Below are 21,289 nucleotides of genomic sequence, written 5' to 3' on the forward strand. Positions count from 1 at the left end.
CTAATATTAAAAGCCCCTGATGGGGCTTGAAATTAGATAGCAAATAAATCATTGAGGTTTTCAGCCAGCGTCGGGTGGGTAAAGATTTGCTTGCTCAAGTAAGTGTAAGGAATCTTATTATCCATGGCTACAGTCAGGATATTGATAATTTCCTGAGCTCCAGCTGAGAAGATAGTCGCTCCAACAATTTCCTTGGTTTCAGTGTTGACAACAGCCTTGAAGGCACCGCGTAAGTCAGCATTGACATGTCCGCGAGGCATTGCTGCGACTGGAATCTCTTTAACTGCAATCGGCAGTCCTTGCTCTTGCGCTTCCTTTTCAGTCAATCCGATTTGAGCCAAAGGCGGTGTGATGAACATGCTAGTAGGGACGTTTTTACGGTCTTCTAGTGTGTAGCTGCCATCCCCAGCCAGATAGCTATAAAGGATACGGAAGTCATCCAGTGAGATATAAGTGAACTGGAGACCGCCATTGACATCACCCGCTGCAAATACACCAGGTACAGATGTTTCCAAGTGTTTATCAACCTTGATAGCTCCGCGTTCTGTCAGCTCAATGTCAGTATTTTCCAAGTGAAGTGGCTCAATATTCGGTTTGCGTCCAGTAGCATAGAGCAGGGCGTCAAAGCGGAATTCTCCATCCTCTGTCACAACGACAACTTCATCACCATCATTTTTGACCTGTGTGGTACGAACATTTTGTAAGAGCTGGATTCCGTCTTCTTCCATGTACTTCTTAGCTAGAGTAGCGATAGAAGATTCTACTCGAGGGAGAAAGACAGGTGCAGCATCCAGTACAGTTACTTGACTGCCCAATTTGTTGTAGAGTCCAGCAAATTCTAGGCCGATATTACCGCCACCTAGAACTCCTAAGCGTTTAGGAAGTTCTTTCAGGTTTTGGATACCTGTTGAATCGTAAACATTTTTAGTATCAGTCAATCCAGGAATCGGTAGGACATTGGAAACAGCACCAGTATTGATGACAATAGTCTCAGCAGTCAGTTCCTCTTTTTCATCACCAGCTGTGATTTCGATGACTTTGTTGGAAAGGAAATGAGCTTCCCCATCGATAATGTCGACACCAGCACCGCTAACTCCTGCATAGTTTTTACTATTAAGGCGGCTAGTTACAGCATTCTTTTCAGCTATGACTTGGTCAAAAGTTAAGCCCTTTTCAGCTGCGACTAAGAGAGTTTTGGTTGGGATGCAGGCGATATTGATACAGGTTCCCCCATACATAGCCTTGCTTCGCTCAATCAAAGCAACTTTTTTTCCTTGGGTTGCCATTTTAGCAGCCAATGTTTTACCAGCCTTACCAAAGCCGATAACAATCAGATCATAAGTTAACATAATTTACCTCCATTTTTCAAAAAGATTGTATCACATCTAGTCAGAAATTGCTGATTTCTGCTACGCCTATTTTATTTATGCTCTTTATTTGACATTTAAAAGTGATATGTATACGTTTTGAGCAATATTTTCCTTTCATGTTGATTTCTATGTTATACTGATTAAATTAGGTTTTAAAAGAAGGAGGACAAGATGTCTATATTTACTATTATTTCAGCAATTTTAGTTTCTTTAGAATTTTTTTATATCATGTATTTGGAGACATTTGCAACAGCTTCAAAAATAACAGCTCGAGTCTTTAACATGACTCAGGAGGAGCTTGAGAGGGAATCGGTTAACACTCTTTTTAAAAACCAAGGAGTCTATAATGGTTTGATTGCTGTCTTGGTTTTACTAGCTGTTTTTACCCAAGATTCTTTTTGGATGGCTATCTTTATGATTTACATTATCTTAGTGGCGGCCTATGGAGCATTGACTAGTGATCCGAAAATCTTGCTTAAGCAGGGAGGGTTAGCTATACTGACCTTAATCAGTTTATTTTTCTAAAAAGAGTGGGAGTATTTTATTTCTCACTCTTTTTTGCATAAGGATTGACTTTTTAATTAGACAAGTGTAGAATAAAGATGAGAATAGAATATAGAAAGACGGGAAGACTATGAAAACATCCATTAAACGTTTGCCTGACGGAGAATTTACTATTTTAAAAGTAATTTGGCAATTGCCAAACCCAACAACTTCTGCCCAAATTATGGAAAAACTGGGCGAAGATAACCATTGGAAACCCCAGACCCTGTTAACTGTCTTAGCTCGATTGACGGAAAAAGGCTTTTTAGAAAGTGTCCGTAAGGGACGTGAAAGACAGTATACGGCCATTATCTCAGAAGATGAATACCTAGAAGTAGAAACTTCAGATTTTCTAAAGCGTTATAGTGGTCATTCCATGGGTGGCCTTGTTAAAACTCTCTTTTCATCTAATTCTTTGTCTGACAATGAATTAGATGAGTTGAGGAGTTTACTTGATCAGAATAAATAAGTGGAGTTATCACCATGAAGCAATTCCTTTTATCTTTTTTGTTAACTAGTGTTTCTACCTCGATTTTAGTAATCTTGCTTAGTTTACTTTTTGCGCTTTTTAAGACGAGGGTTTCAGCCAGAGCAAAATATGTCATTTGGTTTTTGGTTTTGCTTAGTTTTCTTTTCCCATTCCGCCCTCAGTTTGGTTCAGGTTTGATTCGGATGAATGCAGGATCGACGATCAATACAGTGGCTACACAGCTTCCTTCTGGAACGGCGCAAGTGCCTTCTCAAGTTTCTGAAAAAACGATTCAGCCCAATCTATGGCAAGCTTTTCTAAATTTGCCTTGGTTCGAGATTCTTATTGCTATATGGTTGCTAGGGTTTGTCTTTAGCATTGCACGATATGCTTATTCCTACATTCTTTTTAGAAAGATGCTGAAACGCTGGGGGACTCTCGTTGAAGATGAAGAAGCTCTGGCTCAATTACAAAAGATTCAAGAAGAGATGGGAGTAAAAAACAAGGTTCGTTTGCTTCACTATCCAATGTCACAAAGCCCTATGTTGATTGGTTTCAGAGATATATTGATTGTATTACCAGAGTCTGACTACACTGAAGAGGAGCTACAACTGGTTTTCAGGCATGAACTGACGCACTACAAACACTATGATGTTTTGGTTAATCTTTTGGCAATTCTTGTTAAAAGCCTTCATTGGTTTAATCCAATAGTCCGTCTAGCTTGTCGTGAAACCCAAGAAGTAGGAGAAATATATTGTGATTATGATGTCTTGAATGATCAGGATATGCATTACCGGACTTTTTATGGAGAGACCATTTTAACCATGATTGATCGCAGTAAAAAGACGCCGATTGCTTTGACGACCTGCTTTTACTCTGAGAAGTTTAATCTAAAGAGACGGATTATCAGCATTATGGATAGCCGTCTGCCTAAGAAGTTTTTGTCAACAGTTTTTGTAGTAGCCGTTTCAGTTCTCTTGCTTTTGACTAGCTCGGTCTTTGCTATTGAAACTTCTGCAATTAATGTTCAACAAACACAGAAAGTAACCAGTAAAAAAGTATCCAAAGAATTTAGTCAAGATCAGGCTTTGGCTGTCGCCTTGAAAGATTTAGGTCTTAGCGAAAAAGATATTAAAGATTTAAAGATTGTTCGAGATAAGGACAATTATCAAATCTATTTTTCTCACGGTCAAACTGCCCATGAGGTTCTAATCAATGCAAAGAATGGAAAAGTTTTAAAATCTAAACAACACACTGTAGTCGAAAAGACTGTGACAGTTGAGAAAGAAGTCCCAAGTTCGAATCATACTTCAACAGATACTAATCAGCCAGCTGTGACAACCCCTAGTAGTAGTCCAAGTGCCACAACAGTTCCATCACCAAGTAAGAGTCAGACTTCATCTTCTCGAGATGATGACGATAAAGACGACGATGATGATAAGGATGATGATGATTAAAATTAACTCTATTTATTTAGGTTTAATATGAACCTAAATAGATAGAGTTTTATATTTTTTGAAAAAATTTCTTGACAAACAAAAACTACAAGTGTAGAATATAACTATAAACGACAAATGTAGAAATAAAATTTTTAGGATTTGAGCAGTTGCTCTCTTTCTTTTAAATCATTAAACTACATTTGTAGAACAAAAAAAGGAGAATCCCCATGAAACAAAAGAAGATTCAAACAAACTTTCAGCGTATCGAGACTAAGTATATCTTAGACCGGGCCACATTAGAGCGTTTAGAGGCTGAGATGGCGCCTTATCTTATTTCTGATGACTATGCAAGATCCACTATAACAAATATCTATTTTGATAATGATGATTTTCAGATGATTCAAGATTCGATTGCTCGTAAAGGAGGACGTGAAAAGTTACGGATGAGAACTTATGCAGAGCAACCTACAGATGATTGTCAAGTTTTCTTAGAAATTAAGAAAAAGTCTGAAGAAGTTGGATTTAAGTATCGCCTAGTCTCTAATCCAGTTTCGGTTGTAAATTTCATTGAAAATGGATTAGTTGATGCGACTATTTCTGATGATCGAGTGAAGGCAGAAGTAGTCGCATTACAAGAACGCTATCTAGATTTAAAACCAAAAATGGTGATTAGCTATGATCGTTATTCTATGAAGGGATTAGAGGATAAGAAGGTGCGTGTGACCGTTGATTCAAATATTCGATATAGAGATTATGATGTTGAGTTGACTTCTGGACGCTATGGCTGGCCTTTGCTAGAAGATGGAAAAGTCATTATGGAAATTAAGGTTCCTGGTCAATATCCTCAATGGATGGCTGATATTCTTAATAAATTTGGTCTTATAGATCAATCCTTCTCAAAATATGGCAAAGCATATCTACAGACAAGAGAAAGATTAAGCCACACAGTCAAGTCTTAAGGAGATCTCAATGCTCAATCAGTTATTTAATAGTATTTATTCCTCGGCTGAAGTGAAAATTAATCCCTTAGCTCTGATTTTTTCAATGATCACAAGCTTGATTTTAGGGATTGTTTTAGCCAAGGTATATAAACGTCAAACGATTTATACAAAAGAATTTGTGATTACTTTGTCTCTGTTACCTGCTATTATTTCTATTATCATTTTCCTAGTTAATGGCAATTTAGGTACCAGTGTTGCTGTAGCGGGAACTTTTAGTTTGATTCGCTTTCGATCTGCTGCAGGAGGATCAAAAGAGCTCTTGGCAGTCTTTATGGGAACAGCCATAGGAATTACAACAGGGATGGGATTTGTTGCTTTAGCTGTCGTTTTTACCCTATCAATTTCCTTTGTTTGGTTGATTTTTGAAAAAATGAATTTTACTTCTGTTAGCCAGACAAGACGATATGTGGAAATGAAGGTTCCAGCTAATTTTGATTATGAATTGCTCTTTGAAGCTATTTTTTCAGCTAACTGTAAAAGTGTTGAAATGATATCAATTGAATCAGCAGAAAAGCAATTGATCAAGTTGGAATATGTGATTGATTTACTGCCAGAGATAAGTGATAGTAAGCTCATGCAGCAGTTTCTCGTCTATGATAAGGTTTTGTCAATGACTATTTCCAAAGCTGCTAAAAAGAAAAAAACATTATAAAGTGAATTTTAGAGTAATTTTCTGAAATCTCAAAAGAACAGACACATAGTATTCAATAAAAACTTGACATGAATTCCCTAATATGATATCATTAACTAGATTCTGAACTTGAAGGGAGTGAAAAACATGTCAAAAACAGTAGTACGTAAGAACGAATCTCTTGATGACGCTCTTCGCCGTTTCAAACGCGCTGTTACTAAAGCTGGTACTCTTCAAGAAACACGCAAACGTGAATTCTATGAAAAGCCTTCTGTAAAACGTAAACGTAAATCAGAAGCAGCTCGTAAGCGCAAGAAATTCTAATTGAAATAAAAAACAGCCTCAGGGCTGTTTTTTTGTTAAAGAACTATTACGTTATTGTAGGAAAGCAATAAAAAAAAAACCTGAACATAAACTTTCAGGTTTTTTGTTATATTATTTTTTTTCAAGTAAAGCTTTGATTTCTTGAAGAACTTCAAGTTCAGTTGGAGCTGGTTCTTCTTCAACAACTTCTTCTTGTTTTTTACCCAAGCTTTGAGCTTTCTCAGCAGCCTTAACAATGAAGAAAAGAACTGTTCCGATAACAAGGAAGTTAATAACCGCACTTAGGAAGTTACCATAGGCAATACCATTCCAAGATAATTCAGCAATTTTATCTACACCAGCAGCGCTCAAGGCTGGGTTTAAAATAAGTGGTGTGATAATGTCATTTACCAATGAAGTAACAATTGCACCGAAAGCAGCACCAATGATAACAGCAACAGCTAGGTCAACTACGTTACCGCGAAGTAAAAAGTTTTTTAAATCTTTTAACATAGAAATATCTCCTTTTTTTAATCAGCCTCTATTATAATGAAAATAACAACCTTTTGCAAGTGGTTGGTTTTATAGGATTGTTAAATTTTCATGTCTTTCTTTTAAAGTTTATTTATTTGTAAATCTGTAGCTGATATTTTACTTTTCTGTTAATTTATTATAAAATATAACATAGTATTCTATGGTAAATTGGAGGTATTGTCGGGTGATTGATAAAGAAATCATTTCTGATATTAAAAACAGCGTCAATATCGTCGAAGTCATAGGAGAAGTTGTTGCTCTGACTAAGGCTGGACGCAACTTTCTTGGACTATGTCCATTTCATGGAGAAAAGACACCTTCCTTTAATGTCGTTGAAGATAAGCAGTTTTACCACTGTTTTGGTTGCGGCAAGTCGGGAGATGTTTTTAAGTTTATCGAAGAATATCGTGGCGTTTCATTTATGGAAGCCGTCCAAATAATTGCTGAACGATCGAGTATTCAACTTGCAGTTGATAAAAATGATCTATCCCAACCAAAAAGACAACACCCGCATCAAGCTCTCTATGATATTCATACTGAGGCTGCAAAATTTTATCACGCTGTCTTGATGACGACCAAGATGGGAGAAAAAGCCAGATCTTATCTTTACAAACGTGGATTGACTGATGAGATCATTAAGCATTTTCAGATTGGTTTAGCCCCTAGTGAGGGCAACTATCTTTATCAGAGTATGGTTGGAAAATTTGATGAAGCAACCATTATGAATTCGGGTCTGTTTAATCTAGCAGAAAGTAATCTAGTTTATGATGCTTTTCAAAATCGTATCATGTTTCCTTTGGCCAATGATAATGGCCAGGTAGTAGCATTTTCCGGAAGGATTTGGGAGGAATCCCCTCCGACTGATGGTCATCAAGCTAAGTATAAAAATAGTCGTAGCACAGCTATTTTCAATAAGAGCTATGAACTCTATCATTTGGACAAGGCAAAACCAACCATAAAGAAAAGTCATGAAGTCTATCTGATGGAAGGTTTCATGGATGTCATTGCTGCTTACCGGGCAGGTATCGAAAATGCAGTCGCTTCAATGGGGACGGCCTTGACACATGAACATGTTCAGCATCTTAGCAAGTATTGTAAAAAGGTTATTTTATCTTACGATGGTGATAAGGCTGGACAGGCAGCAACTGTTAAAGCTTTGGATGAATTAAAAGATTTATCTGTTGAGATTGTCTCTATTCCAGATCAGATGGATCCAGATGAATTTGTTCAAAAAAATTCTCCTGATGAACTGCAATATTTGCTAACCAAAACTCGGATAAGTGATGTTGAGTTTCTAATTCGCTATCTAAAACCGGAAAATACTGAGAATCTACAAGCTCAGATTGAATTTGTTGAGAAAATGGCTCCGATTATTGCTCAGGCCACATCGATTACGGCGCAGAATTCGTATATTTATATGCTGGCAGAGCTTCTACCAGACTTTGATTACCAGCAAGTTGAGCAGGCGGTTAACAATAGTCGCTTAAGTAATCGAAAGAGTCAGCAGGAACAGGTTTATCAACAGCCTCGTTTTCAGACAAATCTTCCGCTTTCTAAGCAAGTGTCTCGTTTAGTAAAAGCTGAGAATCACCTTCTTAATCGAATGGTTGAATATCCTATAGTTTTGAATGATTACCGTTTGAGAGAAGATTTCCAGTTTGCAACACCTGAATTACAGATTCTATACCAGATACTTTGCGAAAATGGTGAGGTGACATCACACGATTTGTCTGAGCAATCAGATGGAGTCCAGCAAGCCTGGTATCGTATTTTAGAAGAAGATTTACCTAGCGAAATTGCGGATAATGAGTTGGCAGAAGTAGAGTCTATCAGAGATAAAGAATTGCTCCGTAGGGAAAATCAAATAATTGGGAAAAAAGTCCGAGAAGCATCTCATAATGGTGATGTTGATACGGCTATTGAAGAACTGGAGCGCTTGATCGCTCAGAAAAGAAGAATGGAGTAGGAATGGCTACAAAACAAAAAGAAGTAACAACATTTGACGTACAAGTTGCAGAATTTATTCGAAACCATAAAAAAACTGGTACGGCAATTGATGATGAAATTAATGATAAATTGATTATTCCTTTTACCTTAGATGCAGATGGTATCGAAGATCTATTGCAACGTATCCAAGATGCAGGGATTTCTATTACAGATAAAGAAGGGAATCCAAGTGCACGTGTTTTACACAACGAAGAGGAAGAAGCAGAGCTAACTGATGAAGAACTTTTAGGTAGCAATTCAGCTAAAGTCAACGATCCTGTTCGTATGTATCTGAAAGAAATTGGAGTCGTTCCACTTTTGACAAACGAAGAAGAGCAAGAATTGGCAATCTTGGTAGAGCAGGGCGATACTGAGGCTAAGCAACGTTTGGCTGAAGCCAACCTTCGCTTGGTAGTTTCTATTGCTAAACGTTATGTTGGACGTGGCATGCAGTTCCTTGACTTGATCCAAGAAGGAAATATGGGCTTGATGAAGGCCGTTGACAAGTTTGACTATACCAAAGGATTTAAGTTTTCAACGTATGCAACTTGGTGGATCCGTCAGGCCATTACCCGTGCGATTGCTGACCAAGCTAGAACAATCCGAATCCCAGTTCACATGGTAGAAACGATTAACAAGCTAGTTCGTGAGCAACGCAATCTCTTGCAAGAATTAGGCCAAGATCCAACGCCTGAGCAGATTGCTGAGCGTATGGATATGACACCAGATAAGGTTCGTGAGATTCTCAAGATTGCCCAGGAGCCAGTTTCTCTGGAAACACCTATCGGTGAGGAAGATGATAGCCATCTGGGTGACTTTATCGAAGACGAAGTAATTGAAAATCCAGTTGATTACACAACTCGTGTTGTTCTTCGTGAGCAGCTGGATGAAGTTTTAGACACTCTTACAGATCGTGAAGAAAATGTTCTTCGTCTGCGTTTTGGTTTGGATGATGGTAAAATGCGGACCTTGGAAGATGTTGGTAAAGTTTTCAATGTGACACGTGAACGCATTCGCCAAATTGAAGCTAAAGCTCTACGTAAACTACGCCACCCAAGCCGTAGCAAGCCACTCCGTGATTTCATTGAAGATTAAAAAATGATGAAATCTAGATTCTATAGATATGAACTAAATAGGAGATGATAGGATGGCAGAGCAAAAATATACAGCAGAAGAAATTGATGGCATTAAAAACCGTATTCTTGAAAGTTTGGAACAAGTCATTGACCCTGAGTTGGGTATTGATATTGTCAATCTGGGACTCATTTATGAAATTCGTTTCAACGAAGAAAATGGTGAGACAGAAATCGACATGACTCTAACAACTATGGGATGTCCTTTGGCTGATCTACTGACAGATCAAATCCACGATGCTCTTGAAGAAATTCCAGAAGTAACTAAGGTTGAAGTTAAGCTAGTTTGGTATCCTGCTTGGACTGTTGAAAAAATGAGCCGTTACGCAAGAATTGCACTTGGAATCAAATAATAATTAATCTCGAATCTAACTGGGTTCGAGATTTTTTATTAAAGTAAATCATAAATATCTGATCTGAAAAAATTGCAATTTTGCTGAAATATGATATAATAATTTTATTGTCTTGGGGTCGTTACGGATTCGACAGGCATTATGAGGCATATTTTGCGACTCATCTAGCGGATGTAAAACGCCAGTTAAATATAACTGCAAAAAATAATACTTCTTACGCTTTAGCTGCCTAAAAACCAGCGGGCGTGACCCGATTCGGATTGCTTGTGTCTGATGACAGGTCTTATTATTAGCAAGCTACGGTAGAATCTTGTCTAGTGATTTTACAAGAGATTGATAGACTCGCTTGATTTGGGCTTGAGTTATGTGTCAAAATCAAGTTAAAACAATACATAGCCTATGGTTGTAGACAAATGTGTTGGCAGATGTTTGGACGTGGGTTCGACTCCCACCGGCTCCATATTTAAAAATGGAAGATTACTCAAGAGGCTTAAGAGGCTGTGTTGGAAACGCAGTAGGCGTGTAAAAGCGTGCGTGGGTTCGAATCCCATGTCTTCCGTAGTATTTAAGGCACCCAATGGCGTTTTTTTTGTTGGCTTAAAAGGATTGGAATTTTTTGCTGATTGGGTGACTAAATATAAAATGGGACTACTATTTAGACTTTCTGATACGCAGAAGAAAGATGGATTCGTTTCCATCTTTTTATTTTTGTAAAACATATTGAAATTTTTCTGAAAAGTAGTAGACTGTTACTTAGAAAAGTGAGGGGGCTTCATGAAATTATACGTACAACTGATGATTATCTTTTCGATTTCTTTGCTTGGAGAGGGAATTTCAACTATTTTTCACTTACCGATACCAGGTAGCATCATTGGATTAATTTTGTTATTTTTAGCTTTAGAATTCAAATGGCTACGCCTACGTCATGTAAATATGGTTGGTAATTTTTTACTGGCAAATATGACTATTCTTTTTTTGCCAGCAGCAGTAGGTATTATGGATAAATTCCATATCATAGCACCTTATCTCTTGCCCATCATTTTGATTGTTGTCTTGGCAATTGTTCTGAACGTTGTGGTCATTGCCTATACAGTGCAGTTTATTAAGAGACGTTATGAAGGTGATTATGAAGAAAGGGGAGCAAGACATGACTAGTGTAGTTACTAATCCTTTGTTTGGCTTGGCTTTGTCTATCTTAGCTTATCTTATTGGAATGTTGATTTTTAGACGTTTTCCACATCCTTTGACAACGCCTCTACTTTTGGCAACAATTTTAGTGATTCTCTTTTTATCTTGGACTGGGATTTCTTACAAGGATTATTATATCGGAGGATCATATTTGAATAATCTGATTGTTCCTTCGACTGTTGCATTAGGGATTCCGCTTTACAAGACTTTCCATTTAATGAAACACCACGCTAGAAGTATCTTATTAGGTATCTCTTTATCAGTTTTGGTAAATACAAGTTTTACGGCACTTGTAGCAAAATTTTTTGGAATGGACTTTTTCCTTGCTATTTCTTTGTTTCCAAAGTCAGTAACCACTGCAATGGCAGTTGGTATTGTTGATAAGATGCAGGGGATCACAACAATTACTTTAGTAGTTGTTGTAGCGACAGGGATTTTGACAAGTGTTATGGGGCCGACTATTTTAAAACTTCTTAAAATTGAAGATCCTGTTGCTATTGGCTTAGCACTTGGGGGAACAGGTCATGCAGTCGGAACAGGAGCAGCCTTTAAATATGGTCAAGTTGAGGGAGCTATGGCTGGTTTGGCCATTGGAGTGACAGGTTTAATGTATGTTTTTGTCAGTCCTTTAATTGCTGGACTCATTTTAGGAAAATAAGAGGGATAACCTCTTTTTTATTTTTGATGATTTCTTATCTTGTTGAAATGTTGTTTTAAGTTGCTATAAAGCGAAATACTTTTAAGAAGTTGGATACGAAGATGGAAGTCAGTTTTAGAAATAAATAGAGAGAAGAATGGGAATGGTACTCAATATCTATAGACTAGCCAAGTTATAAGTGAGAAAACTCTGACAAATCAAGTCTTTTAATGGATGAATTAGCCGAAAGAATGATGTTATGAATTTTACAATACTATAGTATATCTTTTAAGTTAAAGTTGTTGATGTAGTACTGTGAAACTGATATAATAATTTTTACAACTGGCGCGTTATACAAAAATATTTTCAATAGTTTAGAACAATATTTGATGAGCGTGTATAGATTGCAATCTCTTATATTTATTAAATAGTTTGAGATGGATTATTATGAGGTGAGAAAATGTTAAAAGATAAATGGTGGTTGCCCTTTCTGACTGTAGGAGTTATTGTTGCGGCAGTTTTTGCTATGCTTTATTTTTCTGGAACTAAAAAGAACGATAAAGCTTCTACACAGACAAGTGGAAGTGCAGCTGTAGAACATGTATTGACAGGTCAGCAATTGCCAGAGTTTGAAATGGAAGATCAGCTAGGGGCTTTAAAGAAGAGTTCAGAGTTTTATGATAAGCCTATGCTGGTAGTAGAGTGGGCTAGCTGGTGTCCTTATTGTCAGCGACAGTTACCGGAGATTCAAAAAGTTTACGAAAAGTATAAAAACAAAATAAATTTTGTCATGTTGGATATGCTTGATTTTCATAAGGAAACAAAGGAACAAGCGGATCAGTATGTCAGTGAGAAAGGCTATACCTTCCCCTATTACTATGATGCAGGTGAGAAAGCAGCGGATATCCTCCATGTGCAATCAATTCCTGGAATTTACCTAGTAGATAAGAATCAAAAGGTAAGAAAAGTGATACTAAACTTTCACGACGAAGCAGCGCTCGAAAAAGAGCTAGAAGAGATTTTAAAATAAAGAACTAAATGGAGAGCTTATAATAGACTCTCTAAGTAGCTTTCGATAAATAATAAAAGGTATGAATCTTTGTTGGACACAAGATTCATACCTTTTATTTTATTATAGATAGGTGTTGTTAAAATAGAGTTTAATGCCTATATAGAAATCTTATTTACCCAAGCAGAATTGGCTAAAGAGTTGGGTGATGAGTTCGTCTGGAGCAGCATCACCAGTGATTTCACCGAGGATTTCCCAAGTACGGGTCATATCAACCTGGAGAAGGTCTACCGGCATACCCATTTCCAATCCTTGGTTGACGGCTTGAAGGCTTTCCAGAGCTTTTTCAATTAAGGAGATATGGCGGGCGTTAGACAGGGAGGTGGCGTCTTGTTCGACGATACCAGCATTTTCAAAGAAGAGCTGATTGATGCGTTCTTCAATTTTATCGATATTTTGGTTGTGGAGGACAGAAATTTTAATGGAATCAGTTGGTAGTTGCTCCAGTTCAATCTTTTCTTCCAGGTCGGTCTTGTTAAGTAGGACGATACGATTGCTATCTTGGCTGATTTCAAGCAATTGTCTGTCCTGATCTGTCAAAGGTTCGCTGGCGTTGAGAACTAAGAGGACCAAGTCGGCTTCCTGCAGAGCTTTTTTAGAACGCTCAACTCCAATCTGTTCTACAAGGTCATCTGTTTCCCGGATTCCTGCGGTATCGATTAGCTTGAGCGGTACACCCTTGATATTGACATACTCCTCAATCACATCCCGAGTAGTTCCAGCAATATCTGTCACAATGGCCTTGTCCTCGCGCAGAAGATTATTAAGCAGGCTTGATTTTCCAACGTTTGGGCGCCCGATGATAGCAGTGGAAATGCCTTCGCGCAAAATCTTACCACGTCGAGCAGTATTGAGAAGAGATGTCAGGAGTTCCTCGAACTCGGCTGTTTTCTCTCGCATGAGCTGTGTCGTCATTTCTTCCACATCATCGTACTCAGGGTAGTCAATATTGACCTCTACCTGAGCCAGTGTGTTGAGGATTTCCTGACGGGTGTTGTTAATGAGGTTAGAAAGAGAGCCATCGAGCTGTTTGACAGCGTTGTTCATGGCTTTATCGGTCTTGGCACGGATGATGTCCATAACGGCCTCGGCTTGAGTCAGATCCACTCGACCATTAAGAAAGGCCCGCTTGGTAAACTCACCAGGTTCTGCCATTCTAGCTCCTTCTCGAATAGCTAGTTGCAGGATTTCATTAGTAACCGCAATTCCCCCGTGAGTGTTTATTTCAATGATGTCCTCGCGTGTAAAAGTCTTGGGTGAGCGCATAGCACCGACCATAACTTCATCTAGTACTTCATGGTTTTGAGGGTCGACAATATGGCCGTAGTTGAGTGTATGGCTAGCTACCTTGCTCAAATCTTTTCCTTTGAAGATTTTTTGGGCAATAGCAAAGCTGTCAGTCCCGCTTAACCTGACAATACCGATAGCCCCTTCGCCAAGAGGCGTAGAAATCGCAGCGATTGTATCAAATTCTCTGGTAATCATACTGTATTTTTCCTTGTGTTTTAAAATCAATTACCCTAATTGTAACGCAAAAACGAAAGGGGGGCAAGATTTTGATTTAACTATGGCAATTTTCAAAAAATTATTAGAAATTAGGAAAATGCTTTCATGTTCTATAAAATAGTGCTATACTATAAATAGATTGATTCTTTTGGCTGGGCAAAGGACCTTTTTTTTACGGTTCAAAAGCCTGAAAAATGCAAAGGAGGTCAAAATGGAGAATCTAAAGAAGATGGCAGGGATTAAGGCTGCTGAGTTCGTGACAGATGGTATGGTAGTTGGACTTGGAACGGGTTCGACCGCTTATTATTTTGTTGAAGAAATTGGCCGTCGTATAAAAGAAGAAGGCCTGCAAATTATTGCAGTAACAACTTCAAGTGTAACCAGCCAACAAGCAGAAGGTTTGGGAATTCCACTCAAATCCATTGATGAAGTTGACTTAGTTGATGTGACAGTTGATGGGGCAGATGAGGTTGATCCAAACTTTAATGGTATTAAAGGTGGTGGGGGCGCTCTCCTTATGGAGAAGGTCGTTGCAACACCGACAAAAAGCTACATTTGGGTAGTTGATGAGAGTAAATTGGTCGAGAAGCTAGGAGCATTTAAGCTTCCAGTCGAAGTTGTCCAGTATGGTGCAGAGCAAGTTTTCCGTCGCTTTGAACGTGCAGGTTACAAACCAGCCTTCCGTCAGAAAGATGGTCAACGCTTTGTTACAGATATGAAGAATTTTATCATTGACCTAGATTTGGGTGTGATTGAAAATCCTGTCGAGTTTGCTCGTGAATTGGACCATATCGTTGGTGTAGTTGAGCACGGTCTCTTTAACCAAATGGTAGATAAGGTTATTGTAGCAGGAAAATCTGGTGTTCAAGTTTTAGAAGCTAAAAAATAAAAGGAGGAACTTATGGCAAAATTTAATCGTATTCACTTAGTAGTTATGGACTCAGTTGGTATTGGTGCAGCACCAGATGCTAACAACTTTGTTAATGCTGGAGTGCCAGATGGGGCTTCAGATACTCTGGGACATATTTCCAAAACAGTTGGACTTACCGTTCCTAATATGGCTAAGATTGGTCTGGGAAATATCGAGCGTCCTGTTCCTTTGAAGACAGTTCCTCAGGAAGCAAATCCAAGTGGCTATTATACTAAACTTGAGGAAGTATCACTCGGAAAAGACACGATGACTGGCCACTGGGAAATCATGGGACTAAATATTACTGAACCATTTGATACTTTCTGGAATGGCTTCCCCGAAGAAATTCTTACTAAGATTGAAGAGTTCTCTGGTCGTAAAGTTATTCGTGAGGCTAATAAGCCATATTCAGGAACAGCAGTTATTGATGACTTTGGTCCTCGTCAGATGGAAACGGGCGAGCTAATTATCTATACTTCTGCGGATCCAGTATTGCAGATTGCTGCTCATGAAGAAGTGATTCCATTGGAAGAACTCTATCGCATTTGTGAATATGCTCGTTCAATTACTTTGGATAGACCTGCGCTTCTAGGACGTATCATTGCCCGTCCATATGTTGGTGAACCAGGAAACTTCACCCGTACTGCTAATCGTCACGACTACGCAGTATCACCATTCGAGCCAACTGTACTTGATAAGCTAAATGAAGCGGGAATCGATACATACTCTGTTGGTAAGATCAACGACATCTTCAATGGAACTGGAATCAACCATGACATGGGCCACAATCAGTCCAATAATCATGGGGTAGATAATTTAGTTAAAGCATTGAAGGACGAAAACTTCAAACATGGCTTCTCCTTTACTAACTTAGTAGACTTTGATGCTCTTTATGGTCACCGTCGTAATCCACATGGCTATCGCGACTGTTTGGAAGAGTTTGATGCTCGTATTCCTGAAATCATTGAAAATATGCGTGAAGATGACTTGCTCATGATTACTGCTGACCATGGTAATGACCCTACCTACGCTGGTACTGATCATACTCGTGAATATATCCCTCTCTTAATTTTTGGAAAATCTTTAAGCGGTCATGGTCATATCCCTGTTGGACACTTTGCCGATATTTCAGCTACTGTTGCTGAGATCTTTGGAGTGGACAAGGCAATGATTGGTGAAAGTTTCTTAGATAAATTGGTGTAAGAAGATAGGACTAAGCTAATCAAAATAGCATCATAATAATAGGGTAGTAGGCAATAGAAATACCTTTGAGAATTAGTTTATTGCTTTATAAAACAATAGATAGGTGAGGAATATTAATGTCATTATTAGAAAAAATCAATGAAACAGCTGCTTATTTGAAAGGTAAAGGAGTTGAAGCTCCTGAGTTCGGTTTGATCCTTGGATCAGGTCTTGGAGAATTAGCTGAAGAAATCGACAATGCAGTAGTGGTGGACTATGCTGAGATTCCAAACTGGGGTCGTTCAACTGTCGTTGGCCACGCTGGTAAATTAGTCTACGGTGACTTGGCGGGTCGCAAAGTATTGGCGCTTCAAGGCCGTTTCCACTTCTACGAAGGAAATCCGTTGGAAGTTGTCACTTTCCCAGTTCGTGTGATGAAAGTTTTGGGATGTGAAGGGGTTCTTGTAACCAATGCTGCTGGTGGTATCGGATTTGGACCTGGTACATTGATGGCTATTAGTGACCATATCAACATGACTGGTCAGAACCCATTGATCGGTGAAAACTTGGATGACTTTGGTCCACGTTTCCCTGATATGTCAAAAGCCTACACACCAGAATACCGCGCTACTGCCCATGAAGTGGCTAAAAAACTTGGTATCAAGCTTGATGAAGGTGTCTATATCGGTGTAACTGGTCCAACTTATGAAACACCAGCGGAAATCCGTGCCTATAAGACCTTGGGAGCAGATGCAGTCGGCATGTCTACAGTTCCTGAAGTGATTGTGGCAGCACATTCTGGCTTGAAAGTCCTTGGTATTTCATGTATTACTAACTTTGCGGCTGGTTTCCAAGAAGAACTCAATCACGAAGAAGTAGTAGAAGTAACTGAACGTGTCAAAGCCGACTTCAAAGGCTTGCTTAAAGCGATTCTTGCTGAATTGTAATTATTTTGAGAAAATCGGTTAGATGTCATCAGGTATACCCTTATAACATAAGATTAGTCCTGGCAATCTTTTTGCTAGGGCTAGTTTCGGGTTTAGTGGGTATTTTCCTTCATTATCTTTTAGAAATCATTGAGAAGTTAGTTTTTGGACATTCAGAACACGATGTTGCCTTTTTAACAAATGGAGTTTCTCCTCTTAGAATGACAATTGATTTACTTCTAATAGGTCTTGTTTCGGCTTTGATTTGGTTTGTCTTACAAAGAAAGACTAAACTCCTTTCAATCAAAGGTCAGATGAAAGAAGATGATCAATTTCTTGAGTCAAAAGGTCGTTTCATTAAGCAGTTGCTCCATTCTGTTTGGCAAATTGTTGTAGTTGGTGGTGGAGCTCCTGTTGGGAAAGAAGGGGCACCGCGTGAGATTGGAGCTTTATTAGGAAGGCCGATAGCTAATTATTTCGGTTTAAAAGCTAGCGATAGGCTATTTATGATTGCTAGTGGTGCTGGAGCAGGTTTGGCAGCGGTTTATCAGGTTCCATTGACCAGTGTTTTCTTTGTCTTTGAAACCTTGGGCTTGCTTTTTTCCATCAAACGCTTTGTTTTGCTTGGAATGGCGACCTATGTCGCAGCTTTTACAGCTCGTTTAGTTATTTCTAGTAAGCCTCTTTATCACGTTTCGGCCATATCATGGTCCATGCATTTAGTTTGGGTGCTACCAGTGGTAGTCGTCATCATAACACCTATGGCTTATTTATTTTCTTGCTTAACTAAGAAAGCAATAAATTATAGAATTAAGGATCAGAGAATTTTTTTCAGTCTTCCTTTGACCTTCATCTTTATCGCAATTCTTGCAAATTTTTTGCCACATTTACTTGGAAATGGTCGGATGATGGCTCAAGAAATACTTAAAGGGACATCGATTAGGAGTGCTGTTATTTTGTTCATCCTAAAGTCTTTGCTAGTCTTTTTGACTCTCTGGGCAGGTGCATATGGAGGGACCTTAACACCTTCTTTTGCATTGGGGATATGCGGAGGATTCGTTTTAGCAATGGTAATGGGAATAGAGGGAAATAATGCAATGATGCTTCTAGGGGCAGTTTGCTTTTTGGCTGTTAGCTTGAGGGCCCCTTTATCTGCGACTGGACTGGTTTTTGCATTTACTGGTCAAGATTTAGTATCAATGCCATAGCTCTTGGTGACAGCTCTACTTGCTTATAGACTTTCCCAAGCGCTAGATCTTATTTCTTTGGATCGTTTGATGGGACGAGATTTAGTTAAGCCAGAAAGTAGATGAGAGTCGACCATTTTTTCTAGTGTTTGATTTACCATATAAGATAGATGACTCCTGTCTTCTTATGGTATAATTAATTAAACAAAATAATAAAGTCAAGGTTTAGCATTTTACCGAAACTCTTTAATGCCTAACCAATATTATTTATAAAGAAAGGAAGGGTAGTTCGGGCTTGAATTGAACCCGTGCTAGTCTTTCTTTGGAATATTAAAATTAAGAAAGAAAGGAATTGAACCCACCCTAAAAGCAGTGGGAAAAAGATAGTTGGTCTAGCGAGCATCGCTCACTGCACCCAACTCCTATTTTCCCTTCGCTTTTTGACGGGTTTGGTATCTTTTTGACTATCACATTTAGAATAAAGAAAGGTAGAGTGAAGTGTTCTGATTTGAACACGAGCGGAAAACTTGGAAAATAGATAATCTGACTGAGAAATCAGGGTTTCTCGTCAGATTCCTAATTTTCAGTCGTTTTCTTCTCGCTCTTTGTATCATAAATTATGTCTATCCATATTGCTGCTCAGCAGGGTGAAATTGCTGATAAAATTCTTCTTCCAGGGGATCCTCTTCGTGCTAAATTTATTGCGGAGAACTTCCTTGAAGATGCTGTTTGTTTTAACGAAGTGCGTAACATGTTTGGTTACACTGGTACTTATAAAGGTCACCGTGTATCTGTCATGGGAACTGGGATGGGAATGCCTTCGATTTCTATCTATGCGCGTGAGTTAATTGTTGACTACGGAGTGAAGAAATTAATCCGCGTGGGAACTGCGGGTTCTTTGAATGAGGATGTCCATGTCCGTGAATTGGTTTTGGCGCAAGCAGCTGCAACTAATTCAAATATCATTCGTAATGACTGGCCACAGTATGATTTTCCGCAAATTGCTAGCTTTGATTTACTAGACAAGGCTTACCATATTGCTAAAGATCTCGGTATGACCACCCATGTTGGGAATGTTTTGTCCTCAGATGTCTTTTATTCAAACTACTTTGAAAAGAATATCGAGCTTGGAAAATGGGGAGTTAAAGCTGTTGAAATGGAAGCAGCAGCTCTATACTACTTGGCGGCTCAACACCATGTGGATGCTCTTGCTATTATGACTATTTCTGACAGCTTGGTCAATCCAGAAGAGGATACAACTGCAGAAGAACGTCAAAATACCTTCACAGATATGATGAAGGTTGGTTTGGAAACCTTGATTGCTGAAGCATGAAAGTAGATGCTAAAGAAGCTATTCTCTTTGCGATTTCTCGCTATGACTATGCTTATGCCCTTAAACTGGCTGAGCGAGCAGGAAAGTCTACCCATTCTGACTTGCTTCGCCTTCTTAGGGCACTAGCAGAGCGAAGAGAGCTCAACATCCAATCTATCATGAATCTAAAGTTGGAAATCACTGGAATGAATCCAGCTGATTTTCAGCTTTTTTGCCATGAAAATGAAGCAGACGAGCAGCTGGCCAATTACCTTTATGACCTAGATGCAAAATTGAGAAATGAACAATTGATTGACTTTGTTCGAGCTGTTAGTCCGGCCATTTATAGGGTTTTTATGCGGTTGATTCGCATGCAGTTGCCGGATATTGACAGCTATATTCATAATTCTAGAGAGGCCAGTTACGACCGTTGGAAGTTTGAGAAGATGAGAAATTCTGATCATCCTATTTTGCAAAATTTCCATACGGAAAGCACGGTTAATTCTTCTAGTTTGACGGAGCTGATTTTGCAGTTGGATTTGTCCGAATCTGTCAAAAAATCGGCAGGGCAACTAAGAGAGTTGGAAAGATCAGTCCGTAATCCGCTTGCCCACCTTATCAAGCCTTTTGATGAGGAAGAATTGCACAGGACGACGGGTTTCTCGTCTCAGCACTTTATGGAGCTTCTGGTTGATTTGGCGCAGGAGACAGGCATAGTTTATCAGAGGGAGCCTTTTTACTTTGACCGAGCAAATGCGATCGTAGAAAGTCTCTTATAAGGAGTAGTAGGATGGATAAAATTGTAAGGCTGCAAGAATTGATAGACCAAAGTCAAAATATAGTCTTTTTCGGTGGTGCGGGTGTTTCGACTGAGTCTAATATTCCGGACTTTCGAAGTTCCGATGGGATATACAGTGTCAAGCTAGGACGGCATTTTACAGCAGAGCAGCTAGTTTCTCACACTATGTTTGAGCGCTATCCGCTGGAATTTTTCGACTTCTACAAGAAGTACCTGCTCTATCCATATGCTAAGCCCAATGCAGCTCATGCCTACTTGGCGGATTTGGAGAAGGAAGGCAAGCTCAAGGCTGTTGTGACTCAAAATATCGATAGCTTGCATGAATTGGCTGGTTCGAAAAAGGTTCTTAAACTTCATGGCAGTGCGGATAGAAATTACTGTCTGAATTGTCAGCGATTCTATGATTTGGATGGTTTTCTGGCTCTGGACGATACAATTCCTCACTGTCTTGACTGTGGAGGCATTGTCAAACCAGATGTGACTCTTTATGAAGAACCTCTAGATATGGAGGTTTTTCAGCAGGCTGCTCAAGCTATCCATCAAGCGGACCTGCTGATAATTGGTGGCACTTCCTTAGTCGTCTATCCTGCAGCCAGCCTCATCCAGTACTTTTCAGGAAAGCATCTGGTCGTCATCAACAAGACCAGTATTCCTCAAGACAGTCAGGCGGACCTGGTCATTGAAGGGAAGATTGGCCAAGTATTTTCTCAATTAAGACAATAAAAGAACACCTGAAAGAAGTGGAAATCCACTTGTTTCAGGTGTTTTTTGATTAAATGTTCTCTCATTAAGAAGTCTATAATAATGATGG

22 protein-coding genes, 1 tRNA gene and 1 other RNA gene are annotated in these 21,289 nt (G+C 38.9%); 21 read left to right on the forward strand and 3 right to left on the reverse strand.

Annotation, left to right across the window (positions count from 1 at the left end; all coding sequences use genetic code 11):
• Positions 1-32 precede the first annotated feature (32 nt).
• Positions 33-1,349, reverse strand: coding sequence for an FAD-containing oxidoreductase (locus HMPREF3108_RS02665; RefSeq protein WP_048780169.1), 1,317 nt, complete (start codon positions 1,347-1,349; stop codon positions 33-35).
• A 192-nt stretch (positions 1,350-1,541) separates the two neighbouring features.
• Between HMPREF3108_RS02665 and HMPREF3108_RS02670 the strand changes: the two genes are divergently transcribed.
• From HMPREF3108_RS02670 to rpsU, 6 genes are all read left to right on the forward strand, one after another.
• A complete protein-coding gene (locus HMPREF3108_RS02670; RefSeq protein ID WP_045773326.1) occupies positions 1,542-1,895 on the forward strand; it encodes a DUF1304 domain-containing protein in 354 nt (117 codons plus the stop codon).
• 109 nt (positions 1,896-2,004) lie between these two features.
• Entirely contained in the window at positions 2,005-2,382 is a 378-nt protein-coding gene (locus tag HMPREF3108_RS02675; RefSeq protein ID WP_008809223.1) for a BlaI/MecI/CopY family transcriptional regulator, read from the forward strand.
• A gap of 14 nt (positions 2,383-2,396) precedes the next feature.
• Positions 2,397-3,839, forward strand: coding sequence for a M56 family metallopeptidase (locus HMPREF3108_RS02680; RefSeq protein ID WP_061602123.1), 1,443 nt, complete (start codon positions 2,397-2,399; stop codon positions 3,837-3,839).
• Positions 3,840-4,048: 209 nt separating this feature from the next.
• Positions 4,049-4,780 carry a polyphosphate polymerase domain-containing protein gene (locus HMPREF3108_RS02685; protein WP_070493204.1) on the forward strand — a complete coding sequence of 244 codons (732 nt, stop codon included), beginning with the start codon at positions 4,049-4,051 and terminating at the stop codon, positions 4,778-4,780.
• Between the two features lie 10 nt (positions 4,781-4,790).
• Positions 4,791-5,474 carry a DUF4956 domain-containing protein gene (locus HMPREF3108_RS02690; protein WP_045635274.1) on the forward strand — a complete coding sequence of 228 codons (684 nt, stop codon included), beginning with the start codon at positions 4,791-4,793 and terminating at the stop codon, positions 5,472-5,474.
• A 126-nt stretch (positions 5,475-5,600) separates the two neighbouring features.
• Entirely contained in the window at positions 5,601-5,777 is a 177-nt protein-coding gene (rpsU, locus tag HMPREF3108_RS02695; RefSeq protein WP_000048054.1) for a 30S ribosomal protein S21, read from the forward strand.
• Between the two features lie 111 nt (positions 5,778-5,888).
• Here rpsU and mscL read toward each other — a convergent pair whose 3' ends face one another.
• On the reverse strand, positions 5,889-6,269 hold the full coding sequence (mscL, locus tag HMPREF3108_RS02700; RefSeq protein WP_045635275.1) for a large conductance mechanosensitive channel protein MscL: 381 nt from the start codon (positions 6,267-6,269) through the stop codon (positions 5,889-5,891).
• A gap of 205 nt (positions 6,270-6,474) precedes the next feature.
• On the opposite strand from mscL, the gene dnaG reads away from it, so the two are divergent.
• The 8 genes from dnaG to HMPREF3108_RS02740 all read left to right on the forward strand — a co-directional run bounded on the left by dnaG (position 6,475) and on the right by HMPREF3108_RS02740 (position 12,617).
• Positions 6,475-8,256: a DNA primase gene (gene dnaG / locus HMPREF3108_RS02705; RefSeq protein ID WP_305366742.1), complete on the forward strand. Its 1,782-nt coding sequence runs from the start codon at positions 6,475-6,477 to the stop codon at positions 8,254-8,256.
• A 2-nt stretch (positions 8,257-8,258) separates the two neighbouring features.
• On the forward strand, positions 8,259-9,371 hold the full coding sequence (gene rpoD / locus HMPREF3108_RS02710; protein WP_008809216.1) for an RNA polymerase sigma factor RpoD: 1,113 nt from the start codon (positions 8,259-8,261) through the stop codon (positions 9,369-9,371).
• Between the two features lie 52 nt (positions 9,372-9,423).
• Positions 9,424-9,762: a metal-sulfur cluster assembly factor gene (locus HMPREF3108_RS02715; protein WP_012000664.1), complete on the forward strand. Its 339-nt coding sequence runs from the start codon at positions 9,424-9,426 to the stop codon at positions 9,760-9,762.
• A 114-nt stretch (positions 9,763-9,876) separates the two neighbouring features.
• Positions 9,877-10,225: a transfer-messenger RNA gene (gene ssrA, locus HMPREF3108_RS02720) on the forward strand.
• 8 nt (positions 10,226-10,233) lie between these two features.
• A tRNA-Ser gene (locus HMPREF3108_RS02725) sits at positions 10,234-10,321 on the forward strand.
• A gap of 215 nt (positions 10,322-10,536) precedes the next feature.
• Complete coding sequence (locus tag HMPREF3108_RS02730) at positions 10,537-10,917, forward strand: CidA/LrgA family protein (RefSeq protein ID WP_008809214.1); 381 nt, start codon at positions 10,537-10,539, stop codon at positions 10,915-10,917.
• Positions 10,910-11,608: an LrgB family protein gene (locus HMPREF3108_RS02735; RefSeq protein ID WP_045504804.1), complete on the forward strand. Its 699-nt coding sequence runs from the start codon at positions 10,910-10,912 to the stop codon at positions 11,606-11,608. The genes HMPREF3108_RS02730 and HMPREF3108_RS02735 overlap by 8 nt, the downstream gene beginning before the upstream one ends.
• Positions 11,609-12,047: 439 nt before the next feature.
• Complete coding sequence (locus HMPREF3108_RS02740) at positions 12,048-12,617, forward strand: TlpA family protein disulfide reductase (RefSeq protein WP_008809212.1); 570 nt, start codon at positions 12,048-12,050, stop codon at positions 12,615-12,617.
• 150 nt (positions 12,618-12,767) lie between these two features.
• On the opposite strand, the gene mnmE is transcribed toward HMPREF3108_RS02740, so the two are convergent.
• Positions 12,768-14,141, reverse strand: coding sequence for a tRNA uridine-5-carboxymethylaminomethyl(34) synthesis GTPase MnmE (mnmE, locus tag HMPREF3108_RS02745; RefSeq protein WP_070493210.1), 1,374 nt, complete (start codon positions 14,139-14,141; stop codon positions 12,768-12,770).
• 232 nt (positions 14,142-14,373) lie between these two features.
• Here mnmE and rpiA point away from each other — a divergent pair, with 232 nt between their 5' ends.
• The 7 genes from rpiA to HMPREF3108_RS02780 all read left to right on the forward strand — a co-directional run bounded on the left by rpiA (position 14,374) and on the right by HMPREF3108_RS02780 (position 21,201).
• Positions 14,374-15,051, forward strand: a complete 678-nt coding sequence (gene rpiA, locus HMPREF3108_RS02750) for a ribose-5-phosphate isomerase RpiA (RefSeq protein WP_070493214.1) — start codon at positions 14,374-14,376, stop codon at positions 15,049-15,051.
• Positions 15,052-15,063: 12 nt separating this feature from the next.
• Positions 15,064-16,275 (forward strand): phosphopentomutase, encoded by a 1,212-nt coding sequence (locus tag HMPREF3108_RS02755; protein WP_070493217.1) that lies wholly within the window; start codon positions 15,064-15,066, stop codon positions 16,273-16,275.
• Between the two features lie 116 nt (positions 16,276-16,391).
• Positions 16,392-17,201, forward strand: coding sequence for a purine-nucleoside phosphorylase (locus HMPREF3108_RS02760; RefSeq protein ID WP_070493220.1), 810 nt, complete (start codon positions 16,392-16,394; stop codon positions 17,199-17,201).
• Between the two features lie 200 nt (positions 17,202-17,401).
• The gene (locus HMPREF3108_RS02765) at positions 17,402-18,388 is read left to right on the forward strand and encodes a chloride channel protein (RefSeq protein ID WP_371106293.1); all 987 of its coding nucleotides are present in this window, start codon (positions 17,402-17,404) and stop codon (positions 18,386-18,388) included.
• A gap of 598 nt (positions 18,389-18,986) precedes the next feature.
• On the forward strand, positions 18,987-19,700 hold the full coding sequence (gene deoD / locus HMPREF3108_RS02770) for a purine-nucleoside phosphorylase (protein WP_012000655.1): 714 nt from the start codon (positions 18,987-18,989) through the stop codon (positions 19,698-19,700).
• Positions 19,697-20,458, forward strand: a complete 762-nt coding sequence (locus HMPREF3108_RS02775) for a hypothetical protein (protein ID WP_070493223.1) — start codon at positions 19,697-19,699, stop codon at positions 20,456-20,458. Before deoD ends, HMPREF3108_RS02775 begins: the two co-directional genes overlap by 4 nt.
• Positions 20,459-20,469: 11 nt before the next feature.
• Positions 20,470-21,201, forward strand: a complete 732-nt coding sequence (locus tag HMPREF3108_RS02780; protein ID WP_070493226.1) for an NAD-dependent protein deacylase — start codon at positions 20,470-20,472, stop codon at positions 21,199-21,201.
• Positions 21,202-21,289: the final 88 nt, after the last annotated feature.

The organism is Streptococcus sp. HMSC10A01 (assembly GCF_001807785.1).
GTDB lineage: Bacteria > Bacillota > Bacilli > Lactobacillales > Streptococcaceae > Streptococcus > Streptococcus gordonii.